Origin of the sequence: Brucella tritici, assembly GCF_008932295.1 — a bacterium.
GTDB lineage: Bacteria > Pseudomonadota > Alphaproteobacteria > Rhizobiales > Rhizobiaceae > Brucella > Brucella tritici.
Map to the genome: position 1 here is coordinate 65,214 of NZ_WBWA01000021.1, position 19,912 is coordinate 85,125.

Below are 19,912 nucleotides of genomic sequence, written 5' to 3' on the forward strand. Positions count from 1 at the left end.
GACAAACTGAAATGGCGGACGGCGTGAAAACCAAACTGACCGGAAAACTCAAAGCCAAGAAAGTCACCGCGCCGCAAGCCAAGGCGTTTTCGGTTCATCTTCTGACGGCATCGGGTTCGTTTCTGGCGTTCCTTTCCATAGTGGCGGCCAGTGACGGGCGCTATACGGCCATGTGGTGGTGGCTGGGACTGGCGCTTTTCGTCGATGGTATCGACGGCCCCATCGCACGCAAGCTCGAAGTCAAATATGTTCTGCCAAACTGGTCTGGCGAACTTCTCGACAACATCATCGATTACGTTACCTATGTTCTGATACCAGCCTTCGCGCTATATCAGAGCGGATTCATGGGGACGTATCTGTCATTCATTTCCGGCGCGATCATCGTGGTTTCGAGCGCGATTTATTATGCCGACACCGGCATGAAGACGAAGGAGAACTTCTTCAAGGGCTTCCCGGTCGTCTGGAACATGGTGGTCTTTACGCTTTTCATAGTCAGGCCGGGAGAGTGGGTCGCCTTTGCAACGGTTGTCGTGTCGGCAATCCTGTCGTTCCTGCCGATCAACTTCCTGCATCCGGTGCGCGTTGTGCGCCTGCGACCACTTAACCTGACGGTTTTCCTGCTCTGGTGTGCCTTTGGTGCGGCTGCGCTCTATTATACTCTGGACGCGCCGTTGTGGGTCCGCGTCGGCATATCCGTGACGGGCCTCTACATCTACTTCATCGGCGCTGTCATGCAGTTTTTCCCGGGATTGGGACGAACTGCCACCGTCGTCGCGGCTGAGAAAGCCGCTGCCGCAAAGAAGAGTGGAGAAGCATGATGATCAATGCCATTCGCGTCCATCAGACCGGTGGGCCGGAAGTCATGAAGTATGAACAGATCGAGATAGGCGAACCCGGTCCGGGCGAGGCGAAAGTGCACCATGAAGCCGTCGGTCTGAACTTTATCGACGTCTATTTTCGCACCGGGCTTTACAAGGCGGCCCAGATGCCGTTTACGCCCGGCAATGAAGGTGCGGGCACGGTCATTGCGGTTGGTCCAGGCGTTGGGGATGTTCGTGTCGGCGACCGCGTTGCTTATGTGGCAACGCCGGGCTCCTATGCAGACGAGCGCATTCTCCCAGCCGACCGGCTGGTCAAGGTTCCAGACAATGTTGACCTGAAAACCGCCGCCTCCATGATGTTGAAGGGCATGACGGCGCAATATCTTCTGCGGCGTACGTTCAAGGTGGAACCGGGGCAGACGATCCTGTTTCACGCGGCTGCTGGCGGTGTGGGCTTGATTGCCGGACAATGGGCGAAGCACCTTGGCGCCAAGGTCATCGGTACGGCGGGATCGGAAGAAAAGATCGCGCTGGCCAGAAAGCATGGCTACGACCATGTCATCAACTACCGTACCGAGAACTTTGCCGAAAAGGTGAAGGAACTGACCGACGGAGCGGGGGTTGACGTCGTCTATGATTCCGTTGGGCGCGATACCTATATGGGCTCGCTCGACGTGCTGAAGCCGCTTGGCATGTTTGCCTGCTTCGGGCAATCGTCTGGCGTCATTCCGCCGTTCGATCTTGGCATTCTGGCGCAGAAGGGTTCGCTGTTCGCCACACGTCCAACGCTATTCAATTACATCGCCAAGCGGGCGGACCTCGAAAAGACGGCAGCAGAGCTTTTCGATGTGGTCGGAAGCGGAGCCGTCAAGATCGAGATCAACCAGACCTATGCGCTCAAGGATGCGAGCAAGGCGCATGAGGATCTGGAAGCCCGCAAAACGACAGGAACTACCATTCTGCTTCCATAATAAGGCCCAGGATTGCAGCGGTGTGCATATGTCCACCGCTGCTTGCTTTTAGGCTTTTCAAGAGCAGACTTGCTGGATAAGGTCTCACAAAAATACAATTGGGGAACAATGACAGCGCCTTTAACCGACCGGCCTCTTCTGGATGTCCGCCGGCTCACGAAAGTATTTGGTCAGCTGCGGGCCTGCGATGGTGTCGATCTCACCATCGGGGAAGGCGAAATTCACGCGCTTCTGGGTGAAAACGGCGCTGGAAAATCCACCTTTGTGAAAATGCTGTTCGGCGCATTGCAACCTCTTGAAGGCGAAATTGTCTGGAAGGGGAAGCCGGTCACCATAGACGAACCCGGTGTCGCAAGAAAACTTGGCATCGGCATGGTTTTTCAGCATTTTTCGCTGTTCGACTCGCTTACCGCCGCTGAAAATATAGCCCTGTCGCTCGACCGTTCGCTGCCGCTTTCAGACGTTGCAAAGCGTGCGCATGAGGTTGGCAAGATTTACGGACTTCCGGTTGATCCGCAAGCCCATGTTGGCGATCTGTCGGTTGGCGAACGCCAGCGTATCGAAATTGTGCGCTGCCTTCTTCAGAAGCCGGATCTTATCATTCTGGATGAGCCGACTTCGGTGCTGACGCCGCAGGAAGCCGACAAGCTGTTTGAAACGCTGGAGCGCCTGAAAGCCGAAGGCAAGTCGATCCTCTATATCAGCCATCGTCTGGAGGAAGTGAAGCGCCTTTGTGACCGCGCAACCGTGTTACGGCATGGCAAGGTCGTTGCGCATTGCGATCCACGCAAGGAGACTGCCGCGTCGCTTGCCCGTATGATGGTCGGTAATGATATCAATATCGTGGCACGCAGCCCTGTTGTGGCAGTAAATGCCGGTAAAGATGCGCTTTTTGAAATCAGGTCACTGTCGCAACCGCCACGTGGACCATTTTCGACGGCATTGAGGGATATTTCCCTATCGGTCGCCGCTGGCGAGGTCGTTGGCATTGCCGGTGTTGCAGGCAACGGGCAGGGTGAATTCTTTGAAGCCGTTTCCGGAGAGGTGCTGCAGTCAAATCCATCGAGTGTCCGTATTCGCGGAAGGGATGCAGGCAAGGCCGGTATCAGTGAAAGGCGCATGATGGGCGCGGCCTTCGTGCCGGAGGAGCGGTTTGGTCACGGTGCCGTTCCGACCATGACGCTGACCGACAACCTGTTCTTGTCTCGATACAAGACCGATGCAAAAATGTTTCTGCGAGGCGGCAAGATGAAGCTGATCGCAGAGAGTGCTCTTCGGTCGGCCGCAAGACGCATTATTGAACGGATGGATGTGCGCAAGAGCGCTGAAAATCCGCCTGCCTCTGCCCTTTCCGGCGGAAACCTGCAGAAATTCATCATCGGGCGTGAGCTTGATCGCTCACCATCGGTCATGGTTGTGAACCAACCGACATGGGGCGTCGATGCCGGTGCCGCAGCACATATCCGGCAGGCGCTTGTCGATCTTGCGCGTTCCGGTTCCGCAGTTCTCGTCATCAGCCAGGATCTTGATGAGCTTCTTGAAATCAGTGACCGCATTGCCGTGATGAATCATGGCCAGCTTTCCGATCCTCTGCCGATTGCCGATGTAACGCTGGAAAAGATCGGCCTTCTGATGGGCGGTATCTCCGGAAAGGCGGGAGCTGCATGATGCGGATCGAACTCGTCAAACGCCCGCAGCCGTCGAGACTTTTCAGTGCCTTGTCACCATTGCTTGCACTGTCGCTGACACTGATCTTCGGCGGACTTGCCTTTGCGCTGATGGGCAAAGACCCATTGCATGCGCTTTACGTCTTCTTTGTCGAACCGTTATTCGACATCTGGTCATGGCATGAATTGCTCGTGAAGGCCGCACCGCTGATCCTGATCGCGGTGGGTCTCTGCGTCTGTTTTCTATCCAACAACTGGAATATCGGTGCCGAGGGACAGTTTATCGCCGGTGCTATAGCGGGATCGGTCCTGCCCGTCATGTTTCCCGACCTGCAGTCATGGGTGGTTCTGCCGTTGATGATGCTGATGGGGATGGCGGGTGGCGCGGCTTATGCATCCATTCCGGCATTGCTGAAAGTGCGCTTCAATACCAATGAAATCCTGACCAGCCTCATGCTTGTCTATGTCGCGCAGCTATTCCTCGACTGGCTGGTGCGCGGGCCTTGGCGCAACCCGGAAGGATATAATTTCCCGGAAACCCGTCAGTTCAGCGATAGCGCCATTCTGCCGGAAATCTGGAGTGCATCCGGTCGCGCGCATTGGGGCTTTATTTTCGCGCTCGTTGCAGCGGTTTTCGTCTGGTTTCTGCTCAAGCACACGCTGAAGGGCTTTGAGGTCAAGGTTATCGGCCAAAGCCCGAGGGCAGGGCGTTTTGCGGGTTTCAGTGCAGGCAAGATGGTGTTCTTCGTCTTTGCGGTTTCCGGTGCTCTTGCCGGTCTCGCGGGCATCGCGGAAACCTCCGGTGCCATTGGCCAGCTTCGTCCGGTCATATCTCCGGGCTACGGTTTTACGGCGATCATTGTCGCGTTTCTGGGGCGCCTCAATCCGCTGGGAGCAATAGCAGCCGGTCTGGTGCTGGCACTTTCCTATCTTGGCGGCGAAGCTGCACAGGTTGCTATCGGCATCTCCGAAAAATCTGCGCGCGTGTTTCAGGGCATGATCCTGTTCTTCGTTCTCGCTTGCGATACACTCATCCTTTATCGCATTCGCTTCATATCCGGACGCCAAGCGGGAAGGGCCTGATCTCATGGATTTGACGCAGGCTATTCTTCTCACGATTGCAACGGCGGCGACGCCGCTCCTGATCGCCGCCATCGGCGAGCTTGTCGTGGAACGCTCCGGCGTGCTCAATCTCGGTGTAGAAGGCATGATGCTGATGGGGGCCGTGTCCGGCTTCGCCATTGCACAAATGACCGGCTCGGCCTGGCTGGGCTTGTTTGCCGCTGTTCTGGTCGGTGCGCTTTTCTCCGCCGTTTTTGGCTTTCTGACGCTCATACTCGTCACCAATCAGGTGGCAACCGGGCTGGCACTGACGATCCTTGGCGTTGGAGCATCGGCCTTGCTCGGCGAAAGCTTTGTCGGGCTTCCCGGCGTCCGGCTTGAAGCAATCCATATTCCCTATCTCACCGATCTGCCGCTTGTCGGGCGGTTCCTCTTCGGTCAGGACCCGATCTTCTATATGTCTATCCTGCTGGTTGTCGGTGTGGCATGGTTTCTGTTCCGCACGCGAGCGGGGCTTACATTGCGCGCCATCGGCGACAGCCATGGCTCGGCCCATGCACTCGGCGTGCATGTGGTGCGCACGCGCTATCTGGCGGTTCTGTTCGGCGGTGCTTGCGCCGGTCTTGCAGGCGCGCAATTGTCGCTCGTCTATGTGCCGCAATGGGTGGAGAACATGACAGCCGGGCGCGGCTGGATCGCTCTTGCCCTTGTCGTTTTTGCTTCGTGGCGACCATGGCGCGTATTGATCGGTGCTTACTTGTTCGGCGCGGTGACCATCGGCCAGCTTCACGCGCAGGCCCTTGGCTTTGGCTTGCCGTCGCAGTTTCTGTCTGCGCTGCCTTATCTTGCGACGATTGTGGTGCTGGTCATCATCTCGCGCAACAAGCGCCTGACGATGATGAATACGCCGGCTTCGCTCGGCAAGCCGTTTGTTCCTGACCGATAGAATGAACGGCTGAGGGGTAGGCGTAAACCGTCCCAAGGGTTTTCGTTTTGGTTAGTGGGTAAAACAAGGAGTGCAGGGAACATGAAAAAGACGCTTATGGCCATGGCCACTGCGGCCAGCTTTATGCTTGGCGGCGCAGCGCATGCAGAAGATAAACTCAAGATCGGTTTCATCTATATCGGACCTCCGGGCGATTTCGGCTGGACCTATCAGCACGATCAGGCCCGCAAGGAGCTTGTCGAGGCGCTTGGCGACAAGATCGAAACCACATTTCTGGAAAGTGTTCCGGAAGGTGCCGATGCCGAACGTTCCATCGAACGTCTGGCACGTGCTGGCAACAAGCTGATCTTCACGACGTCGTTCGGCTATATGGACCCGACCCTCAAGGTCGCCAAGAAGTTTCCGGACGTGAAGTTCGAACACGCAACCGGCTACAAGACCGCCGACAACATGTCCGCCTACAATGCACGCTTCTACGAGGGCCGTTATGTGCAGGGCGTGATCGCTGCCAAGATGTCGACAAAGGGCGTTGCCGGTTACATCGCATCCGTGCCGGTTCCTGAAGTCGTGCAGGGCATCAACGCATTCATGCTCGGCGCGCAGTCGGTCAACCCGGACTTCAAGGTCAAGGTGATCTGGGCCAACTCCTGGTTCGATCCGGGCAAGGAAGCCGATGCGGCCAAGGCTCTGATCGATCAGGGCGTGGACATCATCACCCAGCATACCGATTCTACTGCTGCCATTCAGGTGGCTCATGATCGCGGGATCAAGGCTTTTGGTCAGGCTTCGGACATGATCAAGTTCGCGCCTGACACGCAGCTCACCGCTGTCGTGGACGAATGGGGCCCGTATTATATCGATCGCGCCAAGGCTGTTCTCGACGGTACGTGGAAAAGCCAGAACATCTGGTGGGGTATGAAGGAAGGCCTCGTGAAGATGGCGCCTTATACCAATATGCCTGACGACGTGAAGAAACTGGCCGAGGAAACCGAAGCCAAGATCAAGTCGGGCGAACTGAAGCCTTTCACTGGCCCGATCAAGAAGCAGGACGGCTCCGTCTGGCTGAAAGAAGGCGAACAGGCTGACGACAAGACCCTGCTGGGCCTCAATTTCTACGTCGCTGGCGTGGACGACAAGCTACCACAGTAAGTTTCTCCAGACTGAAACAGAAAAGGGCGCTCAAAGCGCCCTTTTTATTTTCTTACAATGGATTGAATTCACCTCTTAAAGCGATAGCTTAAGTCCCTCGTGACTATCCGTGAAGCCAAGCGACTGATAGAAACGCAGCGCGTCGGAGCGCGATTTATCCGTCGCCAACTGTACGAGACCGCAGCCGCGCTCACGGCACCGCTCGATTGCCCACCCGATCATCTGGCGGCCTATTCCACCGCCACGAATGTGGCTTGCAATCCGCACGCTTTCGATCTGTCCTCGCCACATGCCCATTCGCGACAGGCCGGGTATGAAGCTGATCTGCATGCAGCCGATGATCTCGCCATCATGTTCAACGACAGCCAGAAGCTGATTGGGATCGGCATCAATCGCTGCAAAGGCGTTGCGGTAGGAATCCCTCAAAGGGAGACTCGCATCTTCGCGCTGCGCACCCAATGCATCATCGGCGAGCATGGAGACAATTGCCGCCACGTCAGTCGCGGCGGCTTTTCTGATCGCTATGGCAGCTTCCGCCGCCATCAGACCGCCATGCCATGCAGATCGTAAGCGTCGCTCGCTTCGATCTTCACCGTCACGATGTCGCCGACGCGAAGCGGACGGCGTGACTGGATGTGAACGCTGCCGTCGATTTCCGGAGCGTCGTAGCGCGTACGGCCCTTGGCAATCGTGCCGTTTGCTTCATCGATAATGACAGGCAGGCGCTTCCCGACCTTCTTCTTGAGGAGATTGGTCGAAATCTGCTGCTGCTTGGCCATGAAACGATGCCAGCGCGCTTCCTTGATTTCTTCCGGGACCTGCTCAAGGCCGAGATCATTAGCCTTCGCGCCCTTCACCGGTTCATATTTGAAGCAGCCGGCGCGCTCAATCTTGGCTTCGTCGAGCCAGTCTAGAAGCATCTGGAAATCTTCTTCCGTTTCGCCGGGATAGCCGACGATAAAGGTGGAACGCACGGCCAGATCCGGGCAGGTCTCACGCCAGGCCTGAATGCGGCGCGAGGTCTTTTCCTGATGTGCCGGACGGCGCATGTTCTTCAGAACCGCCGGTGAGGCGTGCTGGAAAGGAATATCCAGATAAGGCAGTATCTTGCCTTCCGCCATCAGCGGAATGACTTCATCGACATGCGGGTAGGGGTATACATAGTGCATACGCACCCACACGCCCATGTCGCCCAGTTCGCGCGAGAGATCGAGGAACTTGGTGCGAACCGTGCGGTCCTGCCACATGGCTTCCTGATATTTGATGTCGAGGCCGTAGGCGCTCGTATCCTGCGAGATGACGAGGATTTCCTTCACGCCTGCATTGACCAGCTTTTCCGCTTCACGCAGCACCTGATCGATCGGGCGCGATACCAGATCGCCGCGTAGTGCTGGAATGATGCAGAAGGAACAGCGGTTTGAACAGCCTTCGGAAATTTTCAGATAGGCATAGTGGCGCGGGGTGAGCTTTACGCCCTGCGGCGGCACCAGATCAACGAAGGGATCGTGCGCGGGAGGGGCGGCTTCGTGCACCGCGCTCATCACGCTTTCATAGGCCTGCGGACCGGTGATGGCCAGCACGTTCGGATGGCGCTCACGAATGACATCGGGTTCTGCGCCGAGGCAGCCGGTTACGATGACCTTCCCGTTCTCATTGAGAGCAAGGCCGATGGCATCCAGCGATTCATCACGTGCGGAATCAAGAAAACCGCAGGTATTGACGATGACCAGATCGGCACCGTCATGCTTGCGGGAGATTTCATAGCCCTCGGAGCGAAGGCTGGTGATGATACGTTCGGAATCGACAAGCGCCTTCGGGCAGCCAAGAGAAACAAAACTGACGCGCGGTGCGCTCATTGGAAGAACCTTGCAAATATCGGAAATTGGGCGCGCAATATCACGATAAAGGGGCAACGGTAAAGTTGAGATGATAAAAAAAAGCCGGAGCACAAGGCCCCGGCTTCTGTTTACTTGGTGAGTTTGGCTTACTCAGCCTGATCGGCCGGAGCCGCGTTGAGCTGGCCATAACGTTCTTCGCCGATCTTGGCGAGGAGGTCGAGCTGGGTTTCGAGGAAGTCGATATGACCTTCCTCATCCGCCAGAAGCTCATCGAAAAGCTGCTTGGAAACATAGTCACCGAGTTCGTCGCAGATTTCGCGGGACTTCTTGTAGGAAGCGCGTGCGTCGTATTCGCCTGCAAGGTCGGCTTCCAGAACTTCCTTGACGTTCTGGCCGATGCGCAGCGGAGCCACGGTCTGCAGGTTCGGGTGACCTTCGAGGAAGATAATGCGATCAATCAGCTTGTCTGCGTGATGCATTTCTTCGATGGATTCTTCACGTTCCTTCTTGGCAAGACGCGTGAAGCCCCAGTCGTTGAGGAGGCGGTAGTGAAGCCAGTACTGGTTTACAGCGCCAAGCTCGAGGAACAATGCCTCGTTAAGCCGCTCGATGACCTTTGGTTCGCCTTTCATTCCATGAACTCCCGAATTTGTCGCGTAGAGAACGTACACGATCCATGAACTGGACCACGTTTTCGTCCATTTGGTTGTGACGAAGATGATACTCTTCAGTCACCCTTATGATCGTTTCCACGACGTTTGGGAAGCAGCCACAGCAACGGCCGCTCTTGGACATGACATTATAGACGGTACCGGGAACGATAAGTTGCCAGCAATCCTGATCGAGAAGCTCGATAACAACAGCTTCAATGTCTTTATCGGTAATAACGTTGCAGCTACAGACTAGCATGAGAAACTATCCCCCATGCCTGCAAAGCAGAAATCGGACGCCAAAAGCATCAAATGGAGAGACTTTACCGGCTCACTGTGTATTTCTACTATGTCGCTGACCCGAAAAACGGGCAGCTTTATTTCACTTGTGGCGCAAGGCCGAACTGAACCGGTCAATGGTTCCTCCAACTGCAAGGGTTAAAGGCCCGAACATTAAAGGCATTACTTAAGTGGTGTTTATAAAACCCACCAAATTAAGTCAGGTTATGGCCGGTTGGGCTCTGTTCTGTCAATTTTTATGTTTTTGAAATGTTCTAAAAATCAACAAGTTAGAATCATTCTAAATATGAGTTAACTACCCATCTTTAAACGATAATTGCCATTTTATTATAGCCATGGCAGCGTTCCAATGGCGCCGCCATGATATTATGCGCTATTTCGCCGCACCTTGTGGATAGGCGTTTCTTCCGAGCGTCACGAACCGAGAACGGAACTGAAGCCTTCAAACTGCGGTGGTCCGAGATAGAGCGGCTTGTTGTCTCCGGCATTGCGATGCGCATCGCGAAACTGTTCGGACTTGGTCCAGGCGACGAAATCATCGCGATTGCGCCAGACCGTGTGCGAGGCATAAAGCGTGTAGCCTTCCTCTTCGTTGGTCGCGCCGCGCAGGAGGTGGAAGCTTTCGAAGCCGGGAAGTTCGGACAATTTGGAGTCTCGGTTTTTCCACACTGTTTCGAAATCGGTTTCGCTGCCGACGCGAACCTTGAAGCGATTCATGGCTATGAACATTGCTGATCCTTTTCCATCCGGTTTGGGATTGGCTACTTTATATAACTTTTGGCGAGTGCAGCGGTAGGGGCTGCACCCGCCGCGTCACATCTCGGGATCAGAAGGCCGCCGCGGTCAGGTTGGTCGGTCTTCGAAGATGCGACGATCGTGAATGAGAGGCGAGCGCGCCTCTCAAAGTTTTAGAACTGGAACTGTGTGGAGACGAGGAATGTGCGTCCGCGACCAGAACCATAGGTGCTGAGAGCAGGGGTGTATTCCTTGTCGGTGATGTTCAGCACCTGAAGCGAAAGATCGACCGTGTCGGTAAACTTGTACTTCGCGAAGACGTCGACCAGCGTGTAGGGATCGCTGTTATCTCCGTCGAGCGTCTTTCCGCTGGAAACATGCTGGACGCGCAGACCGCTTTCGAGCTTGCGTTCAAAGAAGCGCGCACCGGCTGTAACCGTTACAACGTCTTCGGGCAGATATTGATTTGCACCCATGCCGGCTGTCTGTTCAGGCAATTCAGAGGTGGAATGCGTGTAAGCAATGCCACCGAAGGCGAAGCCGGCATCATAACGCGCGTCAAGTTCGAAGCCCTTGACGGTGGAAGTGCCGTCTACATTGATGAACTGGCTGTAGTCGGATGCAGCCGTTATGTAGTCCTCAACGCGCATCGTGTAGTAATTGGCCTTGAGGCGCAGACCATCTTCGGCGGTCAGGATGCCATCGCGGGCGATATTGATACCGAATTCCCAGCCGCGCTGCTTTTCAGGGCGAAGATTGGGGTTGCCGTGCATCATGCCCGTTCCGGCATGCGCCACGCCACCGAGGAATGTTTCCTGCAGGCTCGGCGAACGCATGGAATGCGCATAGGTGATGTAAGGCTGCAGCCAGTCGGTCAGGTTATAGGCAACGGTGACCTTGGGGCTGAATTCACCATCGCTGTTAGAGATCGAGCTGTCTTCGCTTTCGAGCTTGAAATAATCGTAACGCAGGCCGGTAACGACTTGCAGGGCCTGATAATTCCAGGTCGCTTCCGAGAAAACCGCGCCGCGATTGGATGTGGCATCCGTCGGATTGACGCCCGTTTGGGTGCCGCCAGCGGTATCGCGGTTGATTTCAAAACCGTTCTTCCACGCGACCGCCACTTCGCCAAAGGTGAAGCGTGACGTATTCGAGGCTGTCATGCCGGTGGTTTCGGTCGAAACCTGCCGTCCCACGAAGCTGCCATTACCGTCTTCCCAGTTCTGCAATGTGCTGTTGTGGTAGAGGTTGACGTCGAGGCCGATGAGATCGTTGTCCGACGGATTGTAGTTATACTGTGCGAAGAACGTGCGGTTCTGCAGGAACATATCGTAGATCGTATAGGTCCCCGGACGGTAGCCGTTCGCATATGTTCCGTAGTGGTTGTTGTAAAGCACACCGCCGAGCGTCAGCTTCTGGTCTTCACCAAGGCCGAACTCAGCCTTGAACAGGCCGGAAGTCAGTTCCTCACCGGTCTTCTCGACGGTCGCGCCGTCGCCGTTCTTGTAATCGTTGGAATCGTGACGGCTGATGGCCGCAACAATGCCGATGGAATTGACGCGGGCAGCACCTGCCAGCATTTCGGAGAAGCCGGTTCCATTGCTACCCCAGGAAGCGCGGCCGAGGACGCCCTTGTCCTTGCCATCCAGAATGACATCATCAACGCCGAGCGTGCGGAAATTGACGCTGCCGGCAAGGCCGGTTCCGCCTTCGGTTGTCACGGCGCCGCGCGCCACATCGATTTCTGACAGCAGATTCGGGTCGATATAGGCATAGCCCTGCGCATCGTGCGCGGTGTTGCGATAGTTCTGCGGTACGCCGTCGATCATCATGTTGACGCGACCGGAGCCTTCGAAACCACGGATATTGACCGCGACGCCCGGATTGGAAGCGTTTTGCAGGGTGAACACGCCTGCCGTGCCACGCAACACGTCATCGAGCTTCGTGCCACCGAAACGATTGATCTCTTCGCGGTCGACCCTACCTACCGGTGCCGCCACGGACGTTGGCGCCTGCGCGTCGGTCGCCCGGCGAATGGTGATTGTCTTCAACGCAACGCCAGCTTCTTCTTCAGAGGCTTTCTGTTCCTGCGCAAAGGCTTGTGACGTCATCGCCACCAGAATGACAGCAAGCCCCGTGCTCGCCAGAATTGATCGTTTGTGAACCCCACCAGTCGCCCGCATTTCCAATGTTTCCTTCATGACCCAGACGCGCTTCGTCGACCCGACGGGTGACGAAGAAACTAAAAAATTCAATTGTTTATGACTTCCCCCTCAAGAGAAGGCCGCGTGCTGGCTGGGAAGACGGTTTCTTCCGGGCTTGCGCTGAAAAAAGCGAGATTTAAACTTGACTCGATTATTCCAGTAATGCAGTGATTAATAAACATGACTGTTGATGTCAACAAAACAAATTTGCTGTCATCACCGTGTGGAAAGTCGATGCTGAGGCGAGAAAATGAACAGGCGAATCCATATCGACATGCAAGTGCGGTTACCGCGCGGACCCGTTTCCGACAGAACTGCAAATCGCATTCCTGAAAGCCAGCTCAGCGGCGATTCAACCGGGTCTGTCCCGGCTCAGATAAAACCTCGCTTCGGCGAGAGTGCACTTGAGCCGCAACTGAAAACCTATGGCAGTCGCGAACTCTTCGACGGCTCCCGGGAAGTGGGCATAGAGCACGGCGGCTCGCTCTATCGCCTCAAGATCACCCGCCAAGGCAAGCTCATCCTAAACAAGTAGGCAACCATCAGATGACGACTCAATCCAAGCCCTCCCCAGAGCAGATTCTCAAGGCACGGGCTGATAATCCGAAAATGCGTGAACGCGATTTTGCGCAGAGCCTCGGTATATCAGAAGCCGATTTCGTAGCAGCGCATTGCGGACAAGATGCAACGGCACCGATTTCGGCGCGGCGTGTTCGCGCCGATGTCGAAACGCTGTTGAATCGGATTGGGGCCGTCGGCGAAATCATGGCGCTGACGCGCAATGAGAGTGTTGTCCATGAGAAGATCGGGCCTTTTGAAAAGACGATCTGGGGGCCGCATGCTTCGCTGGCACTCGGCAAGGAGATCGATCTTCGTATTTTCCCGAAGCATTGGGTTCACGGTTTCGCGGTTTCCAAGCAGGATGGCGAAGCAACGCGCCGCAGCCTGCAGTTCTTCGACGCCACGGGCGAGGCGGTCTTCAAGATTCATCTGCGTCCGGCTTCCAATGTTGAAGCCTACGAAGCGCTCGTCAGCGATCTGCTGCTGGACGATCAGTCTCCAGTCATTGAAACCAGCGCGCTTGCGCCAAAGGGGCCGAAGGCCGACATATCGCTTCTCGATATCGACGCATTCCGTGAACGTTGGGGCTCTCTCACCGATGTGCACCAGTTCGTTGGCCTGTTGAAGGATTTCGGCGTGGATCGCCATCAGGCCGTGCATCTTGCCGGTCATGATTTTGCCTGGCGTGTCGATACGTCGTCGGTCGAGGCTATGATGAACCATGCGGTGCAGGAAAAGCTGCCGATCATGTGCTTTGTCGGCAGCCGTGGTTGCATTCAGATTCATACGGGTCCGATCCTCGAGATCAAGATGATGGGCCCGTGGCTTAACGTGCTGGACCCGACGTTCCATATGCACCTGCGCGTCGATCACATTGCCGACGTCTGGGTGGTGCGCAAGCCTACGAAGGATGGTCATGTGACATCGCTGGAAGCCTATGATGCCAATGGCGAACTGATTGTTCAGTTCTTCGGCGAGCGCCATGAAGGCGAAGCGGAACTGGCCGACTGGCGCATGATCGCGGAAAATCTTCCGCGTCTGCCGCAGTCGTCTGCTGCATGAGGTGACGGCGATGTCGTTCATTTCCTCGCGCTTCAGGCGCGGAGCTGCTTTGGCTGCCATGGCATTATCGCTGGCGGCCGGTGGTGCTGCACGTGCCGAGACTGTCGATCATTTCGGCGACACGTCGCGCATTGTTTCCGTCGGCGGCTCGCTGACGGAAATAGTCTACGCTCTCGGTGCGGAAAAATTGCTCGCCGCGCGTGACCAGACGAGTATCTATCCCGATGCCGTAAAGAAGTTGCCGGATATCGGCTATATGCGCCAGCTTGCGCCCGAAGGCGTGCTCTCGGTCAATCCGACCGGCATTCTACTCCTTGAGGGCAGCGGGCCGCAGGACACGCTGGATGTTTTGAAAAAAGCATCTGTGCCGATGATCGTCGTGCCGGAAACTTATACCGGCGAAAGCGTTGTCAAGAAAATCGAGATCGTGGGCAAAGCTCTCGGTCTGGAAGACAAGGCCAAGACGCTTGCTGCCGAAGTCTCGCGCGATATAGAAGTGGCTGAAAAGGCCGCGTCCAGCCACAGTTCACGCAAGCGTGTTCTATTCGTATTGTCAGCTCCCGGCGGGCGTATGATGGCATCGGGTACAGGTACGGCGGCTAACGGCATGATCGAGCTTGCCGGTGGCGAAAACGTCATAACCGAGTATCACGGATATAAGCAGCTCACCGACGAAGCTATCGAGAAAGCCGCGCCCGACATGATTCTGATGATGGATACGGGTTCGGACGGGATGACGCCGGAATCACTGTTGAAAAATCCCGTTATCGCCGCAACGCCGGCGGGCCGCGACAAGAATGTCGTGTCGATGGAAGCAGCCTATCTGTTGGGATTTGGGCCGCGAACCGGCGCTGCCATTCGTGACCTGTCAGCAAAACTCTACGGCGCTTCCTCAGCGCAATAACATGATCGGGCTTGCACGTTTGAAGGACATGCAAGCCTGATTGCAAGGAATATTCGAAATGACCAGCCAAGGTCGCGTAGCGCGCGAACAGCGCTTTGCAGCGCGTCATTCAGATAATGAATCCGAACGTGATGTTACGGGGGACCGCGCGGCTCGTGCGCGGCTCACCATCATATTGCTCGCCGTTGCTTTATGCATTGCGGCACTGTTCAGCCTGACAGCAGGCGCTTCGGATGCGTCCGTGCTTTCGGTTCTGCGCGCTCTGACCTCCTCCGGCGCAGCCGAAGGCGCGGATGCATTTCGTCGCGATCATCTGATCATCATGGAGATCCGCCTGCCGCGTATCGTCATGGGCATGTTGATCGGGGCTGGGCTCGCCGTTTCGGGGGCTGTGATGCAGGGCCTGTTTCGCAATCCGCTGGCTGATCCGGCGCTTGTCGGCGTGTCAGCCGGCGCCGGCCTTGGCGCGGTGTCGATGATCGTTCTGGGTGGCACTTTTCTCGCGCCCGTTATTGCGATCCTCGGTGTCTATGCGTTGCCTCTGGCCGCATTTCTGGGCGGCCTTGCCAGCACTTTGCTGCTCTATCGTGTTGCGACGCGTCGCGGGCGCACTTCTGTTGCAACCATGCTGCTTGCCGGTATTGCACTTGGTGCCCTCGCAGGCGCTGCCACCGGTGCGCTCATCTACCTGGCCGATGACCGGCAGTTGCGGGACCTGACATTCTGGGGTCTCGGTTCGCTTGCTGGTTCTACCTGGGCAAAGATTGGCGCTGCGGGGCCGGTCATCGCTATCATTCTGGTGGTTTCACCTTTGCTCGCGCGCGGTCTCAATGCACTGGCTTTGGGCGAGGCTGCTGCCGGTCACCTCGGCATACAGGTGCAGCGCATCAAGAACATCGCCATCGTCACGGTGGCTGCTGCTACCGGCGCAACGGTGGCCGTTGCAGGCGGGATCGGCTTTATCGGCATTGTTGTGCCGCATATGTTGCGCCTCAGCATCGGGCCGGACCATCGTTATCTCCTGCCAGCGTCGGCTCTGTTGGGCGCCACGCTTCTGCTTCTGGCGGATGCGGTAAGCCGCACGATTGTGGCCCCGGCAGAATTGCCGATCGGCATCATCACCGCGCTTTTCGGCGCGCCGTTCTTCCTCTGGATATTGCTGCGCCAGCGCGGCCTGCTTGATCTGTGAGGCTATCATGATTGAAACAAAGGCATTGGGCGTAAGCCTGTCGGGCAAGACCATCATCAGTGACATCGCCTTTTCGGCTAAGCCGGGCGAGGTGACCGCCATCGTGGGGCCGAATGGTTCCGGCAAGACCACGCTGTTGCGCGCACTTTCCGGCGACATCGCTTACAAAGGAACCGCCTATCTGGATGGCCGGTCCTTCGCTGAAATCAAGCCGTGGCAGATGGCGGCGCGCCGGGCAGTGCTTCCGCAGGCAAGCGCCTTGTCGTTTCCTTTCATGGTTCGCGAGATCGTAAAGATCGGGCTTACCGGCGGCTATAGCGGCGTTTCTCGTGATGAAGAAAAGCGCTTACCCGATCTCGCCCTGCAAAGGGTTGATCTCGCTGGCTTCGGTGGTCGGCTTTATCAGGAACTTTCCGGCGGAGAACAGCAGCGGGTACAGCTTGCCCGCGTTCTTTGCCAGGTCTGGAAACCGGTCGTGGACGGCAAGCCGCGGTATCTCTTTCTGGATGAGCCGATTTCGAGCCTCGATATCCGACACCAGATCGTCGTGATGGAGATTGCGAAGGATTTCGCGGCGGCAGGCGGCGGGGTGATCGCTATCCTGCATGATCTAAACCTGACTGCCATGTTCGCCGACCGTATTGCAGTCATGAACAGGGGCAAGCTCGATGTGATCGGCACACCGCGCGAAGCACTGACCGACGAACGGCTCGAACGTGTCTATGAATGTACGTTGCGGGTAGGCGTTCCGCCGGAAAAGGGTGTCCCTTTCGTATTGCCGCAGTCTGCCTATCGCTCTGCCGCTGAATAAAAAAGGTCCGGCATCAAGCCGGACCTTTTCATTTCAAACTTTGTGTTGAACCGTCAGCTCGCGACGCGCTCTTCTTCCATTTCATCGAGACCAAGCAGGTGCCGCACATTCGGGCGCGCCTTGACGAGGTCTGCAATGCTGTACTTCATCAGTACGCCGAAGAATGCATTGAGCGCTTCGCGCAACGCGGAATTCAGCGCGCAACTGTCGACCAGCGGGCATTCGGTAGCGTCATTTTCAAAGCACTCGGCCATGGCGAAGTTTTCTTCGGTTACACGCACAACATCGAACAGCGAAATGTCCTGTGCCGCACGTCCAAGGCGCACGCCGCCATTGCGGCCACGTACCGTTTCCACCAGCCCATGCTCGACGAGCGGTTGAAGAATCTTGAACAAAAACAGTTCAGAAACGCCGTAGGCGCGCGCAATTTCCGGAATGCGGCCGAGCTTGCCGTCGTTGGCGGCGCAGTACATGAGCATACGAACGGCATAATTCGTCTGGCGGGTAAGACGCATCACTGTTCCTTTCAGCACGTCTCGGAGCGATTACATGCCTCGATGCCGAGGACGCGATGCTCCAATCCTTGAGTTCGCAATTCCAAACCAAAGACGGTTTATCCCTGTTTTGGAACTGCTCCAAAATTCTGGTCTTCTCGCATTTGCGATCCGAAAAGGTTCAAGGCTCGATCGGATCATGCGTGAAAGCGGGTATCTGTTTCTTAACCCACTTTAGAATCATTCTTAAAATATATGAAGTCTTTTCTCACCTTTAAAGGGAAAAGTTGTTACCCGTATCAATTAACTGCGAGTTTCTCCCAGGCCCGCTGCAAAAAACCATTTCGGCCTACTGACAGACGTCTATCCACTCGGCACTGACCAATTCAGCCATTTTGTGCGGAGCGATGCGCACGGCGCTATTGGTAGCTCCGGCTGCGGGTACGACTTCCTCGAAGCTCTTCAGCGATATATCGCAGTAAACGGGCAGGGCGCTGGGAAGACCGAACGGACATACGCCTCCGACCGGGTGGCTGGTTTCAGCGAGAACGGTTTCAGCATCCAGCATGCGTGGCTTGGTTCCGAACTGATCCTTGAACTTGCGATTATCGATACGCGCATCGCCACGAGTGACGATGAGAATGGTCTGGTCCTTGGCCGAAAACGAAAGCGTCTTGGCAATCTGTCCCGGTTCCACACCATGCGCTTCTGCGGCGAGAACAACGGTGGCTGTGCTCGTCGGCAATTCGATCACTTCGATTTCCGGCGCTTTGGCCGCAAAAAATGCCTTTACGGAATCCAGACTCATAGCTTCCCATCTTCTTATTTTGATTATTATACTCATGTTTAAGTCGCAATAAGGCAAAGGACAAGTCCGGTCGCTTCCTTGCGGCGTTTTGACAATGAATTTCTATCAGATCGAAGTCTCGATCTGCAACAATGCAGAAAGACGATGGGCGGAAGGCAGGCGAGGTGGAGGACTCATAACACGGCAGCCTTTGGCCGCGTGTTATGAGCAGGTTTTGAGGCTGGCTTCAGAGATCAACCGGACGGCCTGAGGCTTCTTCCTCCAGGGTTACCGCCACATCGGCATTGGCAGAAAGCCTCACCTTGTCGCCTTCGACGTCGGCAACAAAACCGAGTTCGATATAATGATGATGGTCGCTGTGCAGGCCGGAATTATCGGTCTTTTTCAGCTTGATGCGGTTACCTTCAATGTGGTCGACTGTGCCAACATGCACGCCATCGGCGCCGATGACTTCCATGTCTTCCTGGATTTTGTGTTGCATGGGGATTCCTCCATGTTGAATCCTGCCGATATGGCAATCTGCGATAGGGACTGCGTGAAAGAACTTAGCGCGCAATCAACCGCTGGCCATGGCTGCAACATTGAAAGTTGAAGTGTTGAGGCTGGATTGAGTTCTTGTGGGCGGGATCTGTGACTGTTTTCTGTCTCTCATGTTCAGAATGCTGGCAAATGGAACAGTGCACGTTGACGCCACAAGAAAAACTGCTAAGAAGTCACTCGCTGAGCGATTGGGCGCAAATCGATAGCTTGCTTCGGTTTGCAGCTTTTCCGGATTTGAGAAAAGCATAATAAATCAATCGCCTGGAGGGGTGGCCGAGCGGTTTAAGGCACCGGTCTTGAAAACCGGCGTGCAGGAGACTGTACCGTGGGTTCGAATCCCACCCTCTCCGCCATTTCATTGAATTTTATGATTTTTACTGCAGTTATGGACGCAAGGCACTGATGCGCTGGCTGCGCCTTTGCACCGGCATTTCTTACTTCCTCTCAGTATTCTTTTCGCCTTTAGCGATAATGGGAATTTCCCGCCATTGCGATCCTGAATCGGTTTGTGAACCATGCACCCGCAGAAAGACCTGCCGTGGATAGACTATGATAGGCATTGGCCCCGGCCAAATATATAACGTTGGATTTAGTGAATCTTGTGCATGCAGCTCCTAAACAGTTCACAATGTTCCATTGGTATTAATTCCAATAAATATCATGAACATTATCACTATGACGACTGCAAATAATGCAAGAGATTGAATAACAGAGAAAGTGTCAATTTCCATATTCATTAATCCTAAAATATAATATAAATAAATCATATCACATTTGTGAGTATTGATCCAGGAAATGATTCGTTTCGTTAAAATGAGATCAAATGTGATTAATATTCTTAATCAACATCTTTAAAAATAATGGAGTAAATAGGTTATATTACCTTCAGGATTTGATCCGAGATTGACAATGTTTTCAAAGGCAACCGTGTCAATCGTATTTCCTGTATGTTGGTCGCCCGCACAGGCATTGCTTGCTTCCCCCATAAAGCGCACGTAAGAACCACCTAACATTATCGGACTATACCTAAGGGCAGCACCTCGAACTCTGTGAACTATGCGGAGATGATGCGCTAGGGTCCAGACTCAATTGATCCACCATGTGACGATGGCGGCGATGTAGCAGGTTGCTGCGAAGTTAATCATGAGCTTGTCATATCGTGTCGCGACACGCCTCCAGTCCTTGAGGCGGCAGAAGGTG

At 55.4% G+C, this 19,912-nt stretch carries 20 protein-coding genes, 1 tRNA gene and 1 pseudogene; 12 read left to right on the forward strand and 10 right to left on the reverse strand.

Annotation, left to right across the window (positions count from 1 at the left end; all coding sequences use genetic code 11):
• Positions 1 to 11 precede the first annotated feature (11 nt).
• The 6 genes from pcsA (at position 12) to F9K91_RS18730 (ending at position 6,616) form a co-directional block, all read left to right on the forward strand.
• Complete coding sequence (gene pcsA / locus F9K91_RS18705; RefSeq protein WP_151678439.1) at positions 12 to 818, forward strand: phosphatidylcholine synthase; 807 nt, start codon at positions 12 to 14, stop codon at positions 816 to 818.
• Positions 818 to 1,792 (forward strand): quinone oxidoreductase family protein, encoded by a 975-nt coding sequence (locus F9K91_RS18710; protein ID WP_151678440.1) that lies wholly within the window; start codon positions 818 to 820, stop codon positions 1,790 to 1,792. The genes pcsA and F9K91_RS18710 overlap by 1 nt, the downstream gene beginning before the upstream one ends.
• A gap of 108 nt (positions 1,793 to 1,900) precedes the next feature.
• Positions 1,901 to 3,460, forward strand: coding sequence for an ABC transporter ATP-binding protein (locus F9K91_RS18715; protein WP_151678430.1), 1,560 nt, complete (start codon positions 1,901 to 1,903; stop codon positions 3,458 to 3,460).
• Entirely contained in the window at positions 3,460 to 4,542 is a 1,083-nt protein-coding gene (locus tag F9K91_RS18720; RefSeq protein ID WP_151652556.1) for an ABC transporter permease, read from the forward strand. The genes F9K91_RS18715 and F9K91_RS18720 overlap by 1 nt, the downstream gene beginning before the upstream one ends.
• Before the next feature lie 4 nt (positions 4,543 to 4,546).
• The gene (locus tag F9K91_RS18725) at positions 4,547 to 5,467 is read left to right on the forward strand and encodes an ABC transporter permease (protein WP_061345367.1); all 921 of its coding nucleotides are present in this window, start codon (positions 4,547 to 4,549) and stop codon (positions 5,465 to 5,467) included.
• Between the two features lie 81 nt (positions 5,468 to 5,548).
• Complete coding sequence (locus tag F9K91_RS18730; RefSeq protein ID WP_061345366.1) at positions 5,549 to 6,616, forward strand: BMP family ABC transporter substrate-binding protein; 1,068 nt, start codon at positions 5,549 to 5,551, stop codon at positions 6,614 to 6,616.
• 75 nt (positions 6,617 to 6,691) lie between these two features.
• Here F9K91_RS18730 and F9K91_RS18735 read toward each other — a convergent pair whose 3' ends face one another.
• The 6 genes from F9K91_RS18735 to F9K91_RS18760 all read right to left on the reverse strand — a co-directional run bounded on the left by F9K91_RS18735 (position 6,692) and on the right by F9K91_RS18760 (position 12,394).
• Positions 6,692 to 7,159, reverse strand: coding sequence for a GNAT family N-acetyltransferase (locus F9K91_RS18735; protein ID WP_151652529.1), 468 nt, complete (start codon positions 7,157 to 7,159; stop codon positions 6,692 to 6,694).
• The gene (rimO, locus tag F9K91_RS18740; RefSeq protein WP_151557910.1) at positions 7,159 to 8,472 is read right to left on the reverse strand and encodes a 30S ribosomal protein S12 methylthiotransferase RimO; all 1,314 of its coding nucleotides are present in this window, start codon (positions 8,470 to 8,472) and stop codon (positions 7,159 to 7,161) included. Before rimO ends, F9K91_RS18735 begins: the two co-directional genes overlap by 1 nt.
• Positions 8,473 to 8,600: 128 nt before the next feature.
• Positions 8,601 to 9,086: a bacterioferritin gene (gene bfr / locus F9K91_RS18745; RefSeq protein ID WP_010658824.1), complete on the reverse strand. Its 486-nt coding sequence runs from the start codon at positions 9,084 to 9,086 to the stop codon at positions 8,601 to 8,603.
• Positions 9,052 to 9,363, reverse strand: a complete 312-nt coding sequence (locus tag F9K91_RS18750; RefSeq protein WP_151557908.1) for a (2Fe-2S)-binding protein — start codon at positions 9,361 to 9,363, stop codon at positions 9,052 to 9,054. The genes bfr and F9K91_RS18750 overlap by 35 nt, the downstream gene beginning before the upstream one ends.
• Before the next feature lie 455 nt (positions 9,364 to 9,818).
• Positions 9,819 to 10,133 (reverse strand): antibiotic biosynthesis monooxygenase family protein, encoded by a 315-nt coding sequence (locus F9K91_RS18755; RefSeq protein ID WP_151557906.1) that lies wholly within the window; start codon positions 10,131 to 10,133, stop codon positions 9,819 to 9,821.
• Between the two features lie 179 nt (positions 10,134 to 10,312).
• Positions 10,313 to 12,394 (reverse strand): TonB-dependent receptor domain-containing protein, encoded by a 2,082-nt coding sequence (locus tag F9K91_RS18760; protein ID WP_235913259.1) that lies wholly within the window; start codon positions 12,392 to 12,394, stop codon positions 10,313 to 10,315.
• A gap of 223 nt (positions 12,395 to 12,617) precedes the next feature.
• On the opposite strand from F9K91_RS18760, the gene hemP reads away from it, so the two are divergent.
• From hemP to F9K91_RS18785, 5 genes are read left to right on the forward strand one after another with little or no spacing between them, the layout of a single operon-like run.
• Positions 12,618 to 12,878, forward strand: coding sequence for a hemin uptake protein HemP (gene hemP / locus F9K91_RS18765; RefSeq protein ID WP_328593080.1), 261 nt, complete (start codon positions 12,618 to 12,620; stop codon positions 12,876 to 12,878).
• Between the two features lie 11 nt (positions 12,879 to 12,889).
• Positions 12,890 to 13,966 carry a hemin-degrading factor gene (locus F9K91_RS18770; protein WP_151678431.1) on the forward strand — a complete coding sequence of 359 codons (1,077 nt, stop codon included), beginning with the start codon at positions 12,890 to 12,892 and terminating at the stop codon, positions 13,964 to 13,966.
• A 10-nt stretch (positions 13,967 to 13,976) separates the two neighbouring features.
• Positions 13,977 to 14,870, forward strand: coding sequence for a heme/hemin ABC transporter substrate-binding protein (locus tag F9K91_RS18775; protein ID WP_151678432.1), 894 nt, complete (start codon positions 13,977 to 13,979; stop codon positions 14,868 to 14,870).
• A 58-nt stretch (positions 14,871 to 14,928) separates the two neighbouring features.
• Positions 14,929 to 16,059, forward strand: a complete 1,131-nt coding sequence (locus F9K91_RS18780) for a FecCD family ABC transporter permease (RefSeq protein WP_151678433.1) — start codon at positions 14,929 to 14,931, stop codon at positions 16,057 to 16,059.
• Positions 16,060 to 16,066: 7 nt separating this feature from the next.
• Positions 16,067 to 16,870, forward strand: a complete 804-nt coding sequence (locus tag F9K91_RS18785) for a heme ABC transporter ATP-binding protein (protein ID WP_151678434.1) — start codon at positions 16,067 to 16,069, stop codon at positions 16,868 to 16,870.
• A gap of 53 nt (positions 16,871 to 16,923) precedes the next feature.
• On the opposite strand, the gene rirA is transcribed toward F9K91_RS18785, so the two are convergent.
• The 3 genes from rirA to F9K91_RS18800 all read right to left on the reverse strand — a co-directional run bounded on the left by rirA (position 16,924) and on the right by F9K91_RS18800 (position 18,653).
• On the reverse strand, positions 16,924 to 17,385 hold the full coding sequence (gene rirA, locus F9K91_RS18790) for an iron-responsive transcriptional regulator RirA (RefSeq protein ID WP_151678435.1): 462 nt from the start codon (positions 17,383 to 17,385) through the stop codon (positions 16,924 to 16,926).
• A gap of 328 nt (positions 17,386 to 17,713) precedes the next feature.
• Positions 17,714 to 18,172, reverse strand: coding sequence for a YbaK/EbsC family protein (locus F9K91_RS18795; protein ID WP_151557896.1), 459 nt, complete (start codon positions 18,170 to 18,172; stop codon positions 17,714 to 17,716).
• Positions 18,173 to 18,398: 226 nt separating this feature from the next.
• A complete protein-coding gene (locus F9K91_RS18800; protein ID WP_151557894.1) occupies positions 18,399 to 18,653 on the reverse strand; it encodes a DUF2171 domain-containing protein in 255 nt (84 codons plus the stop codon).
• A gap of 322 nt (positions 18,654 to 18,975) precedes the next feature.
• On the opposite strand from F9K91_RS18800, the gene F9K91_RS18805 reads away from it, so the two are divergent.
• Positions 18,976 to 19,065: transfer RNA gene (locus F9K91_RS18805), tRNA-Ser, on the forward strand.
• A gap of 732 nt (positions 19,066 to 19,797) precedes the next feature.
• Here the strand turns inward: F9K91_RS18805 and F9K91_RS18810 are convergent.
• Positions 19,798 to 19,912: pseudogene (locus F9K91_RS18810) on the reverse strand (IS5/IS1182 family transposase); the annotation flags it as partial.

Bases quoted from the DNA above. Each gene is read 5' to 3' on its own strand.
- pcsA (WP_151678439.1), top strand. From the start codon at position 12: ATGGCGGACGGCGTGAAAACCAAACTGACCGGAAAACTCAAAGCCAAG.
- F9K91_RS18710 (WP_151678440.1), top strand. From the start codon at position 818: ATGATCAATGCCATTCGCGTCCATCAGACCGGTGGGCCGGAAGTCATG.
- F9K91_RS18715 (WP_151678430.1), top strand. From the start codon at position 1,901: ATGACAGCGCCTTTAACCGACCGGCCTCTTCTGGATGTCCGCCGGCTC.
- F9K91_RS18720 (WP_151652556.1), top strand. From the start codon at position 3,460: ATGCGGATCGAACTCGTCAAACGCCCGCAGCCGTCGAGACTTTTCAGT.
- F9K91_RS18725 (WP_061345367.1), top strand. From the start codon at position 4,547: ATGGATTTGACGCAGGCTATTCTTCTCACGATTGCAACGGCGGCGACG.
- F9K91_RS18730 (WP_061345366.1), top strand. From the start codon at position 5,549: ATGAAAAAGACGCTTATGGCCATGGCCACTGCGGCCAGCTTTATGCTT.
- F9K91_RS18735 (WP_151652529.1), bottom strand. From the start codon at position 7,159: ATGGCGGCGGAAGCTGCCATAGCGATCAGAAAAGCCGCCGCGACTGAC.
- rimO (WP_151557910.1), bottom strand. From the start codon at position 8,472: ATGAGCGCACCGCGCGTCAGTTTTGTTTCTCTTGGCTGCCCGAAGGCG.
- bfr (WP_010658824.1), bottom strand. From the start codon at position 9,086: ATGAAAGGCGAACCAAAGGTCATCGAGCGGCTTAACGAGGCATTGTTC.
- F9K91_RS18750 (WP_151557908.1), bottom strand. From the start codon at position 9,363: ATGCTAGTCTGTAGCTGCAACGTTATTACCGATAAAGACATTGAAGCT.
- F9K91_RS18755 (WP_151557906.1), bottom strand. From the start codon at position 10,133: ATGTTCATAGCCATGAATCGCTTCAAGGTTCGCGTCGGCAGCGAAACC.
- hemP (WP_328593080.1), top strand. From the start codon at position 12,618: ATGCAAGTGCGGTTACCGCGCGGACCCGTTTCCGACAGAACTGCAAAT.
- F9K91_RS18770 (WP_151678431.1), top strand. From the start codon at position 12,890: ATGACGACTCAATCCAAGCCCTCCCCAGAGCAGATTCTCAAGGCACGG.
- F9K91_RS18775 (WP_151678432.1), top strand. From the start codon at position 13,977: ATGTCGTTCATTTCCTCGCGCTTCAGGCGCGGAGCTGCTTTGGCTGCC.
- F9K91_RS18780 (WP_151678433.1), top strand. From the start codon at position 14,929: ATGACCAGCCAAGGTCGCGTAGCGCGCGAACAGCGCTTTGCAGCGCGT.
- F9K91_RS18785 (WP_151678434.1), top strand. From the start codon at position 16,067: ATGATTGAAACAAAGGCATTGGGCGTAAGCCTGTCGGGCAAGACCATC.
- rirA (WP_151678435.1), bottom strand. From the start codon at position 17,385: ATGCGTCTTACCCGCCAGACGAATTATGCCGTTCGTATGCTCATGTAC.
- F9K91_RS18795 (WP_151557896.1), bottom strand. From the start codon at position 18,172: ATGAGTCTGGATTCCGTAAAGGCATTTTTTGCGGCCAAAGCGCCGGAA.
- F9K91_RS18800 (WP_151557894.1), bottom strand. From the start codon at position 18,653: ATGCAACACAAAATCCAGGAAGACATGGAAGTCATCGGCGCCGATGGC.